The sequence below is a fragment of the Pseudomonas sp. Pseusp16 genome, assembly GCF_047324915.1.
Classification (GTDB): Bacteria; Pseudomonadota; Gammaproteobacteria; order Pseudomonadales; family Pseudomonadaceae; genus Aquipseudomonas; species Aquipseudomonas fluorescens_CD.
In genome coordinates this window covers 1,959,382-1,973,710 of sequence record NZ_CP168522.1, presented here as the reverse complement: position 1 = coordinate 1,973,710, position 14,329 = coordinate 1,959,382, and the positions used below count along the sequence as shown (strand labels likewise).

19 protein-coding genes and 3 tRNA genes are annotated in these 14,329 nt (G+C 54.8%); 14 read left to right on the top strand and 8 right to left on the bottom strand.

Annotated features, from left to right (window positions below):
• The first annotated feature begins 135 nt into the window (after positions 1–135).
• The 7 genes from ACEN8Q_RS08805 (at position 136) to ACEN8Q_RS08775 (ending at position 4,309) form a co-directional block, all read left to right on the top strand.
• Positions 136–579, top strand: a complete 444-nt coding sequence (locus ACEN8Q_RS08805; protein WP_413423577.1) for a GNAT family N-acetyltransferase — start codon at positions 136–138, stop codon at positions 577–579.
• Positions 580–706: 127 nt separating this feature from the next.
• Positions 707–1,348 carry a UvrY/SirA/GacA family response regulator transcription factor gene (gene uvrY / locus ACEN8Q_RS08800; protein WP_008015884.1) on the top strand — a complete coding sequence of 214 codons (642 nt, stop codon included), beginning with the start codon at positions 707–709 and terminating at the stop codon, positions 1,346–1,348.
• Positions 1,349–1,350: 2 nt separating this feature from the next.
• Positions 1,351–3,174 (top strand): excinuclease ABC subunit UvrC, encoded by a 1,824-nt coding sequence (gene uvrC / locus ACEN8Q_RS08795; RefSeq protein ID WP_413705007.1) that lies wholly within the window; start codon positions 1,351–1,353, stop codon positions 3,172–3,174.
• Between the two features lie 32 nt (positions 3,175–3,206).
• Positions 3,207–3,767: a CDP-diacylglycerol--glycerol-3-phosphate 3-phosphatidyltransferase gene (gene pgsA / locus ACEN8Q_RS08790; protein WP_085717653.1), complete on the top strand. Its 561-nt coding sequence runs from the start codon at positions 3,207–3,209 to the stop codon at positions 3,765–3,767.
• A gap of 63 nt (positions 3,768–3,830) precedes the next feature.
• Positions 3,831–3,906: transfer RNA gene (locus ACEN8Q_RS08785), tRNA-Gly, on the top strand.
• A gap of 47 nt (positions 3,907–3,953) precedes the next feature.
• Positions 3,954–4,027 (top strand) — tRNA-Cys (locus ACEN8Q_RS08780).
• 195 nt (positions 4,028–4,222) lie between these two features.
• Positions 4,223–4,309, top strand: a tRNA-Leu gene (locus tag ACEN8Q_RS08775).
• 80 nt (positions 4,310–4,389) lie between these two features.
• Here ACEN8Q_RS08775 and xerC read toward each other — a convergent pair.
• On the bottom strand, positions 4,390–5,421 hold the full coding sequence (xerC, locus tag ACEN8Q_RS08770) for a tyrosine recombinase XerC (RefSeq protein WP_413424870.1): 1,032 nt from the start codon (positions 5,419–5,421) through the stop codon (positions 4,390–4,392).
• A gap of 1 nt (position 5,422) precedes the next feature.
• Positions 5,423–5,629, bottom strand: a complete 207-nt coding sequence (locus tag ACEN8Q_RS08765) for a DUF4224 domain-containing protein (protein ID WP_223533090.1) — start codon at positions 5,627–5,629, stop codon at positions 5,423–5,425.
• Between the two features lie 763 nt (positions 5,630–6,392).
• Here ACEN8Q_RS08765 and ACEN8Q_RS08760 point away from each other — a divergent pair.
• From ACEN8Q_RS08760 to ACEN8Q_RS08750, 3 genes are all read left to right on the top strand, one after another.
• On the top strand, positions 6,393–6,692 hold the full coding sequence (locus ACEN8Q_RS08760) for a hypothetical protein (protein WP_413705006.1): 300 nt from the start codon (positions 6,393–6,395) through the stop codon (positions 6,690–6,692).
• A 676-nt stretch (positions 6,693–7,368) separates the two neighbouring features.
• Positions 7,369–7,806, top strand: coding sequence for a hypothetical protein (locus ACEN8Q_RS08755; protein ID WP_413705005.1), 438 nt, complete (start codon positions 7,369–7,371; stop codon positions 7,804–7,806).
• 322 nt (positions 7,807–8,128) lie between these two features.
• Positions 8,129–8,332, top strand: a complete 204-nt coding sequence (locus ACEN8Q_RS08750; RefSeq protein ID WP_413705004.1) for a hypothetical protein — start codon at positions 8,129–8,131, stop codon at positions 8,330–8,332.
• A 251-nt stretch (positions 8,333–8,583) separates the two neighbouring features.
• Here the strand turns inward: ACEN8Q_RS08750 and ACEN8Q_RS08745 are convergent, their stop codons facing one another.
• The 6 genes from ACEN8Q_RS08745 to ACEN8Q_RS08720 form a co-directional block, all read right to left on the bottom strand.
• Positions 8,584–9,045, bottom strand: coding sequence for a hypothetical protein (locus ACEN8Q_RS08745; protein ID WP_413705003.1), 462 nt, complete (start codon positions 9,043–9,045; stop codon positions 8,584–8,586).
• Positions 9,042–9,314 carry a hypothetical protein gene (locus ACEN8Q_RS08740; RefSeq protein WP_413705002.1) on the bottom strand — a complete coding sequence of 91 codons (273 nt, stop codon included), beginning with the start codon at positions 9,312–9,314 and terminating at the stop codon, positions 9,042–9,044. Before ACEN8Q_RS08740 ends, ACEN8Q_RS08745 begins: the two co-directional genes overlap by 4 nt.
• Positions 9,315–9,463: 149 nt before the next feature.
• A complete protein-coding gene (gene csrA, locus ACEN8Q_RS08735; protein ID WP_413705001.1) occupies positions 9,464–9,664 on the bottom strand; it encodes a carbon storage regulator CsrA in 201 nt (66 codons plus the stop codon).
• A gap of 265 nt (positions 9,665–9,929) precedes the next feature.
• Complete coding sequence (locus ACEN8Q_RS08730; RefSeq protein ID WP_413705000.1) at positions 9,930–10,379, bottom strand: tellurite resistance TerB family protein; 450 nt, start codon at positions 10,377–10,379, stop codon at positions 9,930–9,932.
• Between the two features lie 318 nt (positions 10,380–10,697).
• Entirely contained in the window at positions 10,698–10,946 is a 249-nt protein-coding gene (locus ACEN8Q_RS08725) for a DUF1654 domain-containing protein (RefSeq protein ID WP_413704999.1), read from the bottom strand.
• Between the two features lie 162 nt (positions 10,947–11,108).
• Positions 11,109–11,831 carry a S24 family peptidase gene (locus ACEN8Q_RS08720; RefSeq protein ID WP_322617170.1) on the bottom strand — a complete coding sequence of 241 codons (723 nt, stop codon included), beginning with the start codon at positions 11,829–11,831 and terminating at the stop codon, positions 11,109–11,111.
• 106 nt (positions 11,832–11,937) lie between these two features.
• Between ACEN8Q_RS08720 and ACEN8Q_RS08715 the strand changes: the two genes are divergently transcribed.
• Genes ACEN8Q_RS08715 through ACEN8Q_RS08700 form a run of 4 tightly spaced genes read left to right on the top strand, consistent with a single transcriptional unit; the run spans position 11,938 to position 14,310 of the window.
• Positions 11,938–12,156 (top strand): Cro/CI family transcriptional regulator, encoded by a 219-nt coding sequence (locus ACEN8Q_RS08715; protein WP_413704998.1) that lies wholly within the window; start codon positions 11,938–11,940, stop codon positions 12,154–12,156.
• A gap of 43 nt (positions 12,157–12,199) precedes the next feature.
• Entirely contained in the window at positions 12,200–12,694 is a 495-nt protein-coding gene (locus tag ACEN8Q_RS08710; protein WP_413704997.1) for a YmfL family putative regulatory protein, read from the top strand.
• Position 12,695: 1 nt separating this feature from the next.
• Complete coding sequence (locus tag ACEN8Q_RS08705) at positions 12,696–13,547, top strand: hypothetical protein (RefSeq protein WP_413704996.1); 852 nt, start codon at positions 12,696–12,698, stop codon at positions 13,545–13,547.
• The gene (locus tag ACEN8Q_RS08700; protein ID WP_413704995.1) at positions 13,528–14,310 is read left to right on the top strand and encodes an ATP-binding protein; all 783 of its coding nucleotides are present in this window, start codon (positions 13,528–13,530) and stop codon (positions 14,308–14,310) included. The genes ACEN8Q_RS08705 and ACEN8Q_RS08700 overlap by 20 nt, the downstream gene beginning before the upstream one ends.
• The last annotated feature ends 19 nt before the right edge of the window (positions 14,311–14,329 follow it).

The window sequence follows — 14,329 nt, the reverse complement described above, 5'->3', positions numbered from 1 at the left end:
TGCTATCGGCCAACGACGGCGCTTTCTATCACTTGAGTGCTCCGAAGGTTGTGACACACTCTGCACCTCAACAACAAACATATCGTCACAAGGACGCACCATGACCGTACTGACCCTCTCCGTGGAGCTGGAATGATGGAACGCCAATGGCGTCCGGCAACACCGGATGACCTGGAATTCGCCCGCGAACTGACCTGTAGAGGCATGCTGCGTTACTACATCGAGCATGATCTGTTGTGGCAGGACGAAGCGTTCGACGTGGCCTGGGCAGGACGAGACAACCGATTGATTGCAAGGGGCGACAATGTCCTGGGTTATGTCAGCCTGAGTCGTGATGCCAGAGCCTTGTATATCCGCGAATTGCATATCGTCGAAGCGTTTCGTGGGCAGGGCACAGGATCCTGGGCGATCGATCAGGTACTGGCTCTCGCGCGTAAGGAGCGGCGCCCGGCGTTGCGCCTGACGGTTTTCCAAAACAACCCGGCGCAAGTGCTGTACGAGCGCAAGGGACTGAGGGTGGCAGGCAAGGACGAATGTTTCCTGAGGATGCAGCTGGAGATCCCGGGCCCGCATTGCTGAAACACGCTTGCAACAAGCCTTTCAAGATGAATTGAAACTTTTAATCTGACGCTTTCCGCTAGGTCTGCCAGATGCTTTTTGCTAAGGTGTCTGGCAACCGAATAAGACCATATCGCGAGGTGTCTGCTTGATTAGGGTTCTAGTAGTCGATGACCATGATCTCGTTCGTACAGGCATTACACGAATGCTGGCTGACATCGATGGCCTGCAAGTAGTCGGCCAGGCCGAGTCGGGTGAAGAATCCCTGCTCAAGGCGCGTGAGCTGAAGCCCGATGTGGTGTTGATGGACGTCAAGATGCCGGGTATCGGCGGGCTCGAAGCCACTCGCAAATTGCTGCGCAGCCATCCGGATATCAAGGTCGTCGCGGTGACCGTGTGTGAAGAGGACCCGTTTCCTACACGGCTGTTGCAAGCCGGTGCGGCAGGGTACCTGACCAAAGGGGCAGGCTTGCCGGAAATGGTCCAGGCCATCCGCCTGGTGTTCGCCGGGCAACGTTACATCAGCCCGCAGATTGCCCAGCAGCTGGCGATCAAGTCATTCCAGCCCACCAACGATTCACCTTTCGATGCATTATCGGAGCGGGAAATCCAGATCGCGCTGATGATCGTCGGTTGCCAGAAAGTACAGATCATTTCCGACAAATTGTGCCTGTCCCCGAAAACCGTGAACACCTACCGTTACCGCATCTTCGAAAAGCTTTCGATCAGCAGTGATGTCGAGTTGACGCTGTTGGCGGTTCGACATGGCATGGTCGACGCCAGCCTCTGAAAATGACCGACACCTTTGATCCGAGCGCCTTTCTGTCGACCGTTAGCGGCCGCCCCGGCGTGTACCGCATGTTCGACAGCGAAGCGCGGTTGCTCTATGTCGGCAAGGCGAAAAACCTCAAGAATCGCCTGTCGAGCTACTTTCGCAAGACCGGGCTTGCCCCCAAGACCGCCGCACTGGTAGCGCGAATCGCCCAGGTCGAAACCACGATCACGGCCAACGAAACCGAAGCCTTGCTGCTTGAGCAGACGCTGATCAAGGAATGGCGCCCCCCCTACAACATCCTGCTGCGCGACGATAAGTCCTACCCTTACGTCTATCTCTCCGACGGAGAGTTTCCACGCCTGAGCATTCACCGCGGCGCGAAAAAGGCCAAGGGCAAGTATTTCGGTCCTTACCCGAGCGCCGGTGCGATCCGCGAAAGCCTGAGCCTGCTGCAAAAGACGTTTTTCGTTCGGCAATGCGAAGACAGTTATTACAAGAACCGAACCCGTCCCTGCCTGCAATACCAGATCAAACGTTGTAAGGCGCCCTGCGTCGGGCTGGTCGAACCCCAGGTGTATGCCGAGGATGTGCGTCACTCGGTGATGTTTCTTGAGGGGCGCAGCAATGCCCTGACTGACGAGTTGTCCGCCGGGATGGAAGAGGCGGCAATAAATCTCGAGTTCGAACGAGCAGCCGAGTTGCGGGATCAGATTGCGTTGCTGCGCCGGGTTCAGGATCAACAGAGCATGGAAGGCGGAACCGGAGACGTCGATGTGATTGCTGCCTTCGTCAACCCGGGCGGTGCCTGTGTTCACTTGATCAGCGTGCGGGGCGGGCGGGTACTGGGCAGCAAGAACTTCTTCCCTCAGGTTGGTATTGAGGAAGACGTTTCCGAAGTCATGGCCGCGTTTCTCGGCCAATATTTCATCAGCAGTCCTGAGCGCGACTTGCCGAGCGAACTGATCGTCAATGTGGTTCACGATGACTTTCCAACACTGATCGCCGCCATCGACGAGCTGCGCGGTCGTGAACTGACCATCAGCCATCGCGTGCGTGGTACGCGGGCGCGTTGGCAGCAATTGGCGGTGACCAATGCCGAGCAGGCACTGAGTGCGCGCCTGGCGAATCGTCAGCACATTACGGCACGCTTCGATGCGCTGGCAGAGGTGCTGAAGCTGGATGAGCCGCCGCAACGACTTGAGTGCTACGACATCAGTCATTCCAGTGGCGAGGCGACGGTGGCGTCCTGCGTGGTCTTCGGCCCCGAGGGCCCGATCAAGGCCGATTACCGTCGGTACAACATCGAGGGCGTTACCGCCGGTGATGATTACGCGGCGATGCATCAGGCGTTGACCCGACGCTTCAGCAAGCTGAAGGACGGGGAGGGCAAGTTGCCGGACATCCTGCTGGTCGATGGCGGTAAAGGCCAGTTGTCCATGGCCCGCGATGTGCTCGATGAATTGGCCGTACCTGATCTGATTCTGCTGGGCGTGGCAAAAGGCGCGACGCGCAAGGCCGGTTTCGAAACCCTGTACCTGAACGACGCTGCACATGAGTTCACGTTGCGCGGCGATTCTCCCGCGTTGCACCTGATCCAGCAGATTCGCGACGAAGCACACCGATTTGCCATCACCGGGCACCGCGCCCGACGTGGAAAAACCCGTCGGACGTCTACACTGGAAGGCGTCGCCGGCGTTGGACCAACACGTCGGCGGGATTTGTTGAAACATTTTGGTGGATTGCAGGAGCTGTCTCGTGCAAGCATCGAAGAAATTGCCAAAGCCCCCGGGATCAGTAAAAAGCTCGCAGAGTTGATTTATGCAAATCTGCACAGCGAGTAGAATGCCCCCTCACCTCGTAGCCAGTTGTGCCGATGAATATCCCTAATCTGATTACCGTTCTACGCGTTCTGCTCATACCGATCTTCATTTTGCTGTTCTACCTGCCTTACCAATGGAGCTACCTGGCATCCGCCTCGGTCTTCGCATTCGCTGCCGCCACCGACTGGCTGGATGGGTACCTGGCCCGCCGCCTGGAACAAAGCACACCGTTCGGGGCTTTTCTCGATCCGGTTGCCGACAAGCTGATGGTGGCGGTTGCACTGGTATTGTTGGTGCAGGAACACGGAAACCTGTGGCTCACGCTGCCTGCTGCCGTAATCATCGGGCGCGAGATTGTCGTCTCGGCACTGCGCGAATGGATGGCCGAACTGGGCGCTCGTGCCCACGTTGCCGTGTCGAACCTGGGCAAATGGAAAACCGCCGCGCAAATGCTGGCGTTGGTGATCCTGCTGGCCAATACCAAGGATTTCAGTTTCTGGGTCTTGCTGGGCTACACCTTGCTGATGGTGTCGGCTGGCCTGACTTTGTGGTCGATGGTCCAGTACCTGCGGGCTGCCTGGCCACATCTGAAGACCGACGTTGAAAAGAAATAAAACTTTTTTGAATCAAAGGGTTGACGGGGCTTCTGGATTCTATAGAATGCGCCACACCAAGACGCGGGAATAGCTCAGTTGGTAGAGCACGACCTTGCCAAGGTCGGGGTCGCGAGTTCGAGTCTCGTTTCCCGCTCCAAGTTTGTACGCATTTGATGTCGCGCTACTAGACACCAAATGTTTTGAGGCCGAGTAGCAAAATGGTTATGCAGCGGATTGCAAATCCGCCTACGCCGGTTCGATTCCGACCTCGGCCTCCACTAATAAACAAGCTCCGTAGATCTTTGATTTACGGAGCTTTTTTATTTGCAGTAGCCTGCAAGATTTAGTCTTGAAAAGGGTATTTGCGAACTTGCTTCACCGGGGCGGGATGTATATATTTCCACCTCTGCTGCACAGGCGTCAGAATTGCCAGATCGTTATTTGGCAGAGCCTGGACGCTTCACCGCGCTACCGCCCGAATGGCGAAACTGGTAGACGCATGGGACTTAAAATCCCCCGCTCGTAAGGGCGTGCCGGTTCGATTCCGGCTTCGGGCACCATATAAATCAAGGGTTTGCGAGCGAAAGCTAGGCAAGCCCTTGTTCGTTTCTGGTCCGCAATTATTGAATTGGTCCGCAATTCACTTGGTTGGTGAGACTTTCTTCCCCTTACGGTTTCGAATGTACTGCTCAGTCATTACGACGGTCGTATGCCCAAGTTGATCCCTGGCCTGCAAAATGTCGCCGCTTGATTCGGCCTTGTCAGTGCCAGCTTTAGCGCGTAAGTCGCGCATTTGGAACTCGGACTTTGCGACCCCGGCCGCTTCTCTGGCTAAGTCAAATCTTCCCCGCAACATTGCCACCGACATTGGTGTGCCATCCTCTGTAACGATCAGCCGCGTCGAGCGGACCTTGTGTCCTGACTTCCGGGACATAATTCGATCAATCAAAACCTTCAACTCACCAGTGATTTCAATTCGCCGCTTGGCGTTTGTCTTGCCCTGGAGGACCCATATCAGCCCTTCGCGGACGTCTCGCTCATCCATCAATCGTGTGTCGGTCACCCGTTGGCCAGTCAAATAAGCAAGGTCCATCGCATCCCGAAGACCCACATCTGCTTTCTCGTACACGCGCTTGAATAGTGCATCCTCGATATAGATGTCCCGCCCCGTCTCCTTGTTGCCCTTTATCCCGGCACAAGGATTAGCGAGTGCCGTATAGCCAATATCACGGGCGAAGTTCCAGATTGCACTGAGCAGGGCCTTCTCCCTATTGGCACGCACCGGAGCGGCCTTACGCCAGGTCAGGTACTGGCGGACATGCAGCGGCTGGATTGTTTCGAGCGGGGCCGGAGGGTCGTCGAAAAATGACATCAGATTTTTTAACTCCCTGACGTTGTCCTTTTGCGTTGCTGGTTTCTTTGACGGCACCACGTCTACTAAGTACTTCTCGGCCACGTAGCGGAAGGTAATCACCTTGGCCACTAAGTCGGTAGCGGTGCGATCACGCTCGAGTTTCGCGTACTCCATAATCGCAAGGCCGTAGTCGCTGCCTAACGGAATCTCTTTGCGGTCCTTGCCGCCGGTGTCGTAATAGTAGAAAACCCGGCCGCTGGCTTTCTTGCGCTCTCTAAACCGGGCAATTGATCCGGGTTTGCTTGGTCGTCGTCCCATGTCAGCTAGCCTTGCGTGGTTTCCATACGGGTTTCTCTGGCTCAAACATTCCGACCGCCGTCACAGCCAACGCCGTAACACTTGGCCAGCCATTCACCTTAATGGTGTGCCTGACGCCGTTCTTCTTCAGGTTAAGGATCTGGCCTGCCTTGGTCCGCGCGCCGGTAAGCTCGCAGACCTCCGTGTGGGAAAGAAACTGGATGTTCATGAGCGTCTCCATGCCGCGCGTGGCGGCAGAAGGTGGGTGAGTGGAGGTAGCAGTTCGTTTGCTTAAGGCACCAGGTTGGAGGCTGTCGCGCTGATGCTAATTAGCGATTTGCGGGTCCGGGTGAAACCGGGTGGATCGATTTTCTGTGGGCATGGGGATGTCCTTCGACGGTGATCAGCTACAGTTGATGGCTCACTGATATGGAGATCGGATATGAAATGCTTAATCTGTCAGGCTGCCGCCAGGATTGTTCACGCGCTTGGAGATTGGTCAGAGGTCAAATGCTCAGCAGGTTGTGGACACTTCAGGGTCTCAGCGAACCTTGTTGCGAAGATGAAGTTCAAGAGCGAGCTTTTTGACGTTGAACGAACAAGGCAATGGCTCGCGATGGCTCGGCGGGAGGGACCAGCACCGTTGATTTCGACCTACGATTACAATGTTTCTTTATTGCACCGCGCTGCTAATGAGCGATCCACCATCTTGGGGAGCCGCTCTGGTAAGTCGATAACTTCGGAATAAATGGACTTCTAACTTCGGCCCGCTGATGCGCTTGGTCATGCCCGGCCGGTGGAGGGTGGGTAGGGGGCTTACGCTGCGTCAGTCCGAGGAGGTGGCCTCCGAGAATTCCGCCACCAGAGCCTGCGAAAAGAGCCAGCTCATTCATTGATCCTCCATACAGCCATCGGCCTTGCCGGCTGGCGTGATTCGTTGAAGTGGGGTATTTGTGTTCGGCCCGGCATGGCGCCGGATAAAGGAAAGTTTGATGTCTGTGAAATTGTTCGATCGTTTGTGGATCAAGATCATTGGGCGTGATGCGTTCGCAAAGGCAGTACTGCGAAAAAAAATTGCAGCTGTTCAACAGCTGGAAGAGTCGATTCGCTCGAAAAAGGGCGAAGAAGCTTCTCGCAATGTCCTCAATGATGGACTGATCGTTCATGCACTGAAGCGCTGCCTAGAGAATTTGGAAGGCTCAAGCACAGTAACTGAGGAGGATTTTCGGGTGTTCTACGAGTTCGCGACTACTGCCGCTATAAAATCAGAAAGAATCCTCAACGAAACCTAAGACGAGGACGAAGATAGATGCCCAGTAGGCGCAATAGGTGTAGGTAGGGCAGGCGCATTAAAGGCCAGCGTACAGCCGGTCGAAGTCGAAACGCTTCTCGCGGGGAGGGGCGTTTTTAAGCGCTGCCTCGTAGCTCACCTTTGCCTGCTTTTGCGTTGAACACCACTCGCCGGTGGCGCGGCTGGTGCTGAATCTGAATTGCCGATCCTTCCCCCACCAGCCACTCGGCGAACGTACAGTCGATATCCTCATTCAGAAACTTTTCGTAGCGGGTTAGCTTTGGCTGTGGTGGCAGGCTACCAATTGCCACCCGCTCGCCATCGGGAGTCGCGCGATAAACCACGTCTGGCTGATCACAAAACGCGGAAGGCTTTCCTCAAGTCATAAAACCCGCAGCGACTGGCACGTCCAGGTTGTGGGTGTCGTCGTTTCCTGGACTGGTCAGGAAGTAATTGCGAGTTACGGTGCGGCGGTTGCGATCTTCCGAGCGGATACCCAGGGTGTGCCAAAGTAGTCCAAGCTGATCGTACTGATTTCTGAAAAGCCCATGGGTTATCTCCAGTGAGGCGCCGCCCTCCGTGACCGGGTGCGCAGCGTAGTGGTGAGATAATATTGCATTGTCTACAAAGGCATGGTTTTAATTCGTCCGATAACGGACTCAATCGGAGCATGTGCAATGGATTTCACAAGAGACCCAAACGATTTCCTCAGTTACATCACCACAGTCAAAAGGGACTGGGCTCGTGCTTCTTCTGAGTTGCTCGACCTCGTTGAGCATTGGCAAGATTTGTCGACGAAGCATTTCGCAGGTATGACTTCAATAGCTGCGAAGGAGCGCAGTATCGAGGGAGAAGTATTGGGTAAACAGTTTTCTATCGAGATCAACCCAATCTCCCTGGATAAAGCTGGGCTGGCAGAAGCTGTATTGTTCTTGCGCCAAGTCGGAGGTTCAAAATCGGAATTGGGTCGATTTAGCGTTCGTCGTGACGGAGCGATTTTAAGCAGCGATGGATCGGTTCTCGTATATCCGCAAGATGATCACTACAGCTACCAAATATTCACCACAATCATGCACGCTGTGATTGAGGCGCCCACTCCAGTCGATGCTGGATAACCGTCAGGTGTCATAGCTGCAGCCGCGCAACTCGTCATGCCTGTATGCCCGTTCCAATTTTCGCGACACGTTTTCGCTGATCGTGATTTCGTGTCGCGACATGTTGGCGAATCAGGCGGGCTCCTCGGTGGGAGCCGCTGCTAGGTGAAGGATGAAGGTTGACACCGTCTCCTGCCATTCCTCGAAGTCGTGCCGCTGGCCGCCACATATCCCAATCAGGCGCCGCACTCCGTGACCGGATGCGACAGGGTGTAGTGGTACTATTGTTGTGGGTGAGCTATTAATCTTTCAGGCCGGTATGGAGTCGGTTCAAGGAGATGAAATGGTCACTGATCGCGAAATTGCGCTTGAGCAAGCGCTTGTAGCAATTATTGGAGCGGCCATTGCCAGCGGGCTAGATGTAAAAAGCCTGATGGACAACGCGACAGCCGGCTTACTTGGAAATGCTTCATACCGCTGGGCTGAACATCCGCATGTGTTGAACGCCATTAAAGTGATGAATGATGCATATGATCAAGTAACGTAGTGGAAACCGTCTCCTGCCATTCCTCGAAGTCGTGGCGTTGGCCGAGCACCTGAAGTACATCAGTCAGCGCTTTCGACACTATCAGTGCGCGTTTCTCGGCCTATGCGGTCGAGCAAGGCCTGCTCCTTGGCGCACTTGTCGCTCTGAACATCCGTGCTGCTCTTGGCAATGGACTACCTCTTCAATTCCGTGAGCAGGTAGATCCAGCCATGTCTGTCGTCGGCGCTGACGTACCTGGTTGCTGATGCTTCTCATGCTGCCCTCTGCTGATTCCAAACACCCACGGCGTCGAACACCTGGGCGGCTTGCTCTTCAGTCAGCGATATTTCGGCGGGAATGGCGATCCAGCCCGAAGCAACCCGATGATTCGGATTGCTCTCGGCGACCAGGTCTTTGTAGGTGTCCTCGATCACGGCTTCGAGGTGCGCGGCCAGATAGTTACCTTGGGGAGCAACCTCTACTGATTTAGTGTAGCGGTGCCCTAGTTGATCGCGACACTGGACGCTGACATAGATCGTCCAGCGGTGGGCAATGTCGCAGACTGCTTCTGCCATGCGCTGCCCTGGCGGGATGCTCTTGCAGCTCTTTCTGTTGATCATCCCTTGGCGTCCGCTGGGGTCGATGTGGACCACCGCGACGTGATTGGCATTGAGCAGTGCCCGGCTCGCTCGCTCTAACCGGGTACGCATGTTATTAGGCTTTCGCTTTTTCATAGCGTCACTGCAATCTGGCGATTGGCCTTTGCTTCGAACTGCATGGCAAGGACGTGAGCGGACTTGTAGGTACCACGGAAGGCGCAAGTCTTGCCTGTGGTGAGATCTTTAATCTGGTACATGCCGAAGCTTCCGCCGACGATTTGGTAGCGCACCGGTTTGGCTGGGGCTGGTCGTCCAATATGGGCGAAGTGCCCGACCCGGACGGCACTTGATTGTTGCAGCGGCACACCGAGGTCATCGATGCGTTCTTGAAATGATGGATGCATGGCTGATCCCTCGGAGTAGGTTAGATGTATTCGTCAACACTCCGACCACTTGCTAGTGTCCATTGGGCAGGGAAGGGTGCTGATTGATAACGACAGGCGTAAAAAAGCCCGATCGGAATCGGGCCATTGTTTGCGTCACGAAGACCTGCCTAAGTGATTGCAGGTGTTGCCATCGGGGGAGTCGACAAACCTGCCTGGATGCGCTGGGTGATTTCTTCTCGATTTACCAGTACATCTTTTGGTGCGCTTGTTCCGATACGTACCTGTTTGCCGCTAACACCCAGCACTGTGATCGTGATGTCGTTGCCTATGTTGATGCTTTCGCCTTCTTTGCGAGTCAAAATCAGCATTGTCCATTTCCTTGCGTGAGTTAGTTTCCCAATGCCGCCTTGCAAGAAGCGGCATCAGTGAAGCATCACTGCGTTACGCGGATTTCAGTGCGAGGGAACCACTCACCGTCGAGCTTCACCATGCAGCCAACAAACGCGGCGTAGCGAGTCTCTCGGTCAGTCTGGAAGCCGTAGTAAGAGCAAGTGGCCCGAGAGGCAAGACTGCTCAGCAACATGCCACCCAGGATCAGTGCCAGGAGGATTAACAGAACCTTTGTCGCGTACTTCACGCCTCGATACCGTAGTCAGCCAGGCGCAGGCCGAAGTGCATGCTTATTTCCTTCAGCACCACAAACTCTGCTGGCTCGATCAGGCCGTCAGCCTGGGCAACGGCAAGAATGTTGACGAAGGCTTCCTCTGCATCGGCCGGAACGTTTTTGATGTCGGCCAGTTCCCGCTTGATCGCCAATCGGCCTACTTGAAAGTTGGCGTTCAACTGACCTGTAAAACGATTGATGGTTTCGGTGATCTCGCTGCCGAAGTGCGTCAAATTCGGGTTGGAGCGAATCAACTGATCCAGCTTGGAAACCTCGCTGGCTTCAATCTCACCATCAGCCGCAGCGACCAATAAGCCACCTCCGACAATGGCCTGCATCAAGTCGCGGTTAACGACCTTCTTCATTTCGGCCTGGGCGTTGCCGACTTGTTTTCCGAAGAGTTTTTTCATTCCGAACATGGTGTTTCCTCATACAGGGGAGGGGATTTCCCACATGGCCCTGTTGCCAAGGCCATGTAGTGAAATCTGTTTGAGCTGTCAGCGGGACTCAGATACGGCGCACTTAGGTGGGAGTCGCCCACGCCTGGTGCGTTAGTCTTTTTGCAGCTGACAGCTTTGAATCGATCGGGTTGTTAAAGAGCGGCGGGTGGCCCCGTATTGCCGCTGCGATTCACTGCGGCGAACAAATATTGCCGCCGGGGATATTTAAAGTCAATGCCGCCGGAGATATATTTCCGCTCTATGAAAAAAGCCCGTGCTGGACGGGCTTGCTTTGGGCTAGATGTTTGCGGGGAGGTCCCAAGAGATGCGCGCGGCGCAGTCATCTTCTCGATGCACTAGTACGTGCTCGGTTTCTGCTATCTCTTCAAGGAGCCGTTTCCAGTCCTCAAGGCATTCATCTGCTTCCTTGCAAATGACGGCCGTTTTTCGTTTTTGGGCGGCGGGGGCGCTGATGATTTTTTGGATGCGGAATCCAAGAAGCTCAAACGAATTCGGCGGTGTCGGTTTGTTTTTTGTCTTTGCCATAGCACTGCTCCTTTTATGTATGGATACACAGTGAATGGCTTGAACCCTAAGCGCTAAAGATTAACGATTAAAAACAATCATTTAATAGAAAGAAGCCCGCAATTTGCGGGCTTCAGGAGGGAGGTATCCAAGGGGATTAGAGACAAATCGAAGGGCTCAAATTTAGATTCTGCCCAGCACCTTGCTGGGGGCAAGAATTGCCCCTACGTAATGGATTCTCTCGATATCAATCCGAGCTACTGTCAGCCGCTCGCCGTAAGCGGAGTTGATCGACATGAGGCTGACCTCTTCTTCGGTCTCGAAGAGAAGTTCTTTAACCATGCTTTGTCCATCAACGGTGGTGACCATCACATACTCACCTGGCACTAGGCGGTGATTGGGTTCGCAGACAGCGACCCACCCGCTACGGATCGCTGGTGCCATTGAGTCACCCTTGAGCCGAAGTGCGTAGGCGTCCTCATCTCTGGAGTAGGTCTCAACCCAGCCAGCTGCCTGGTCAAGGCTTGTCCAATACCCCTCGCTGCCGAGCTGTGCGGTACCTTCGATATTGATTCTGCGAGGTGAGGAATAGATGGGGGGACCAGCCTCGACATTAGATTCGAAGCTGGACTGCGCCATTTTCGCAATCTCATCAGCCAGTCGAGGGCTGAATGACTCCACGGGTTTGGAAATCAATCCGGCAATTGCGCTAGCGACTTTCGCATTCAGTGCGTTGTAGCCGTTCAGGTACGAACTGACGGAGCCCTGATTTATGCCTAGGGCATCTGCGATTTTTCCCTGAGTCAGGGCGTCACGCCGCGATTTGCCTGTGTTGAAGGCATCCACAGCCGCTTTGAGTGCTGAGCACTCTTCTTTTTCCCAGTCTTCGAGTTCGCGTTTTTTCATTCCACGATTATTCCTAGCGGCGATATTTAATCAAATGCCGCCGGGCTTGATTAATTAAATTCCGCCGGAGATACTTGGTGGGTGTTTAATCAAGGAGATCGGTGAGATGAGCCGAAAAAGTCTGGATGAGTTTGCTCGTGCACGCGGGCAAACCAACGCAGCAAATCTGCTTGGGATGTCCCAAGGGTCGCTCAACAAAGCTCTGCAGGTTGGTCGTGACATTTTTGTTACTGAACACGCAGATGGCTCTTTCACAGCTGAAGAGCTCAGACCATTCCCGGTCCAAAGCGCAAAAAGGTCACGTCGCCGGATGCTGCCCAGCTAATGAGCCAACTTTGAGCGCAACGGCGCCGAGAGAAAACTAGACCATGAAAGTTTCAGTACTAGACACCCGTCGATTAGTGATGGTTGAGGTGGCAAAAAATTTCCCGGGTGGGCAGCCGTGCGCAGCGGCCCGTCTCGCTATCGATCCAAAGCGATTGAAAAACCAGATATACGAATCTGCAGGTTGCAGGTCACTCAGTGATGAGCAGATACAGGTTCTGGAAAGCGAGCAGGGCACCACGCACCTACCAGACTACATCTGCGCGATGTATGGCGGCGTATTCGTCCGCTTGCCTGAGTCTGGTGAGCTGGACAATGTGGACATGCATCACCGTTCTCTACATACGGCAGTGAAGCGGGGTCGGGTTGACCAGCTTATTGCCCTGGCGCTGGAGGATGGCGAAATCACCGCAGTGGAAGCATCGGAGATTTTGGCCTTGCATGCCAAACACTTGGCTGCCCGGCACGAGGAGGTGACGGCACTGATCGAATTGCACAAGTCGACACACCCAGCCCGCCCGCTAGGCGGGAAGGGGTGATATGCAGTTCACCATCACGATCAACCAAGTGAAAGCGCTGGAGTGGGGATTGAACTCCCAGCAGGCGCAATTGTTTTCCTTCGTCTACGAATGCCCCAGTTGGGCCAAAGCAATCAAGACCGATAACGGGATTTTCTTTGTCTTGACCAAGGCAAAGATCATTGAGGAATTGCCCCTGCTCACCGATAAACCCGATACGGCGTATCGGCTTCTCAAAGGGCTCGAAAAAGCAGGTTTGGTGGAGTTATCCAGCACCGCGAACGTTTCGTTGTTTCGCTTGACCGAGAAAGCCAAAGAATGGAATCGCAAGCTGGATGGGTCGGAAAAATATCCGACCTCTGAGGCGTTTGAGGGTCGGAAAAAAATCCGATCTACCTCGGAAAAATCTCCGAGCAAGGTCGGAAAAAAATCCGAACAGGGTCGGAAAAATATCCGAGGAGGGTCGGAAAAATTTCCGACAAATCAGGGTACCAGTAATCAGGGTACCAATCAGGTAACCAGTAATCAGGAAAAGCAGGGCGCTAACGCGCCAGGTAAATCATCAAAATTCGACCCGCTGACCGCCAAACCGGAAAACGTCAGCGTCGAGGTTTGGGGCGATTGGTGCCAGCACCGCAAGGAAATCCACAAACCCCTCACCGCCAAAAGCTGCGAACAACAGGCCAAGGCCTTGGCGAACCATCCAGCCCCCGATTCTGTTCTGGCCCTTTCGATCAGCAACGGATGGACGGGAATCTTCCCCGACAAAGCAGTCATCCCCACATCACTCCCGACCAGTCGCCATTCCGGCTTTGACACTCGTGATTACAAGGCCGGCACCAAGGAGAACGCCAATGGCACCTTCCGTCTCTAACTTCGGCGCTCACATGGACCGCAAATTCGGCGTCATCGGCCGTCAGCCAGCAAGCTGCTTGGATCATGGCGGTTACTCGTCGGTCATCCTCAAGGGCGGCAGCCTGTCTGGCTGTCCCATCTGCGCGAGCAACAAACGCGACATGCAGGAGCTTGAGCGCAAGCGCCTGCAGTTTCGGATTGTTCAGCATTCAAGCGCCCGGATTCCTAAGCGTTTCGCGGAAAAGACATTCGCCGATTTCGTCGTATCGAATCCGGCCCAGCAGATTGCCTTGGATGCGTGTACCGACTACGTCGACAACTTTTCGAAGCATCGCCGGGAAGGTCGCTGCATGTTGCTGTTGGGGAAGGTCGGTACCGGCAAGACTCACCTGGCCATTGCTTCGGCCAGTCACCTGATCAACGAATGCATGGTCAAGGCGATTTACCGCACGGTGGGCACGCTCATCGGCGAGATTCGGGCGACGTTCAATGATCGCTCAGGCGAGTCCGAGGCGCACATCTTGCGGGAGGTGATTGGCGCGGACCTGCTGGTGCTCGATGAAGTTGGTGCAACCAAGCAGAGTGAGTTCGAGCTGGCCACGCTGTTCAGCATCATCAATGGTCGTTACGAGCAATGCCGTCCGACGATCATTGTCAGCAACCTGTCTCCCACCGAACTGAACGACGCCATTGGTGCGCGATGTGTCGACCGCATCCGCGAAAACGGCTGCATTGGCGTGGCATTCGAGTGGGAATCTCAACGCGGTAAGGAGGGCTTCTGATGATCGATCGGTTTAGCGA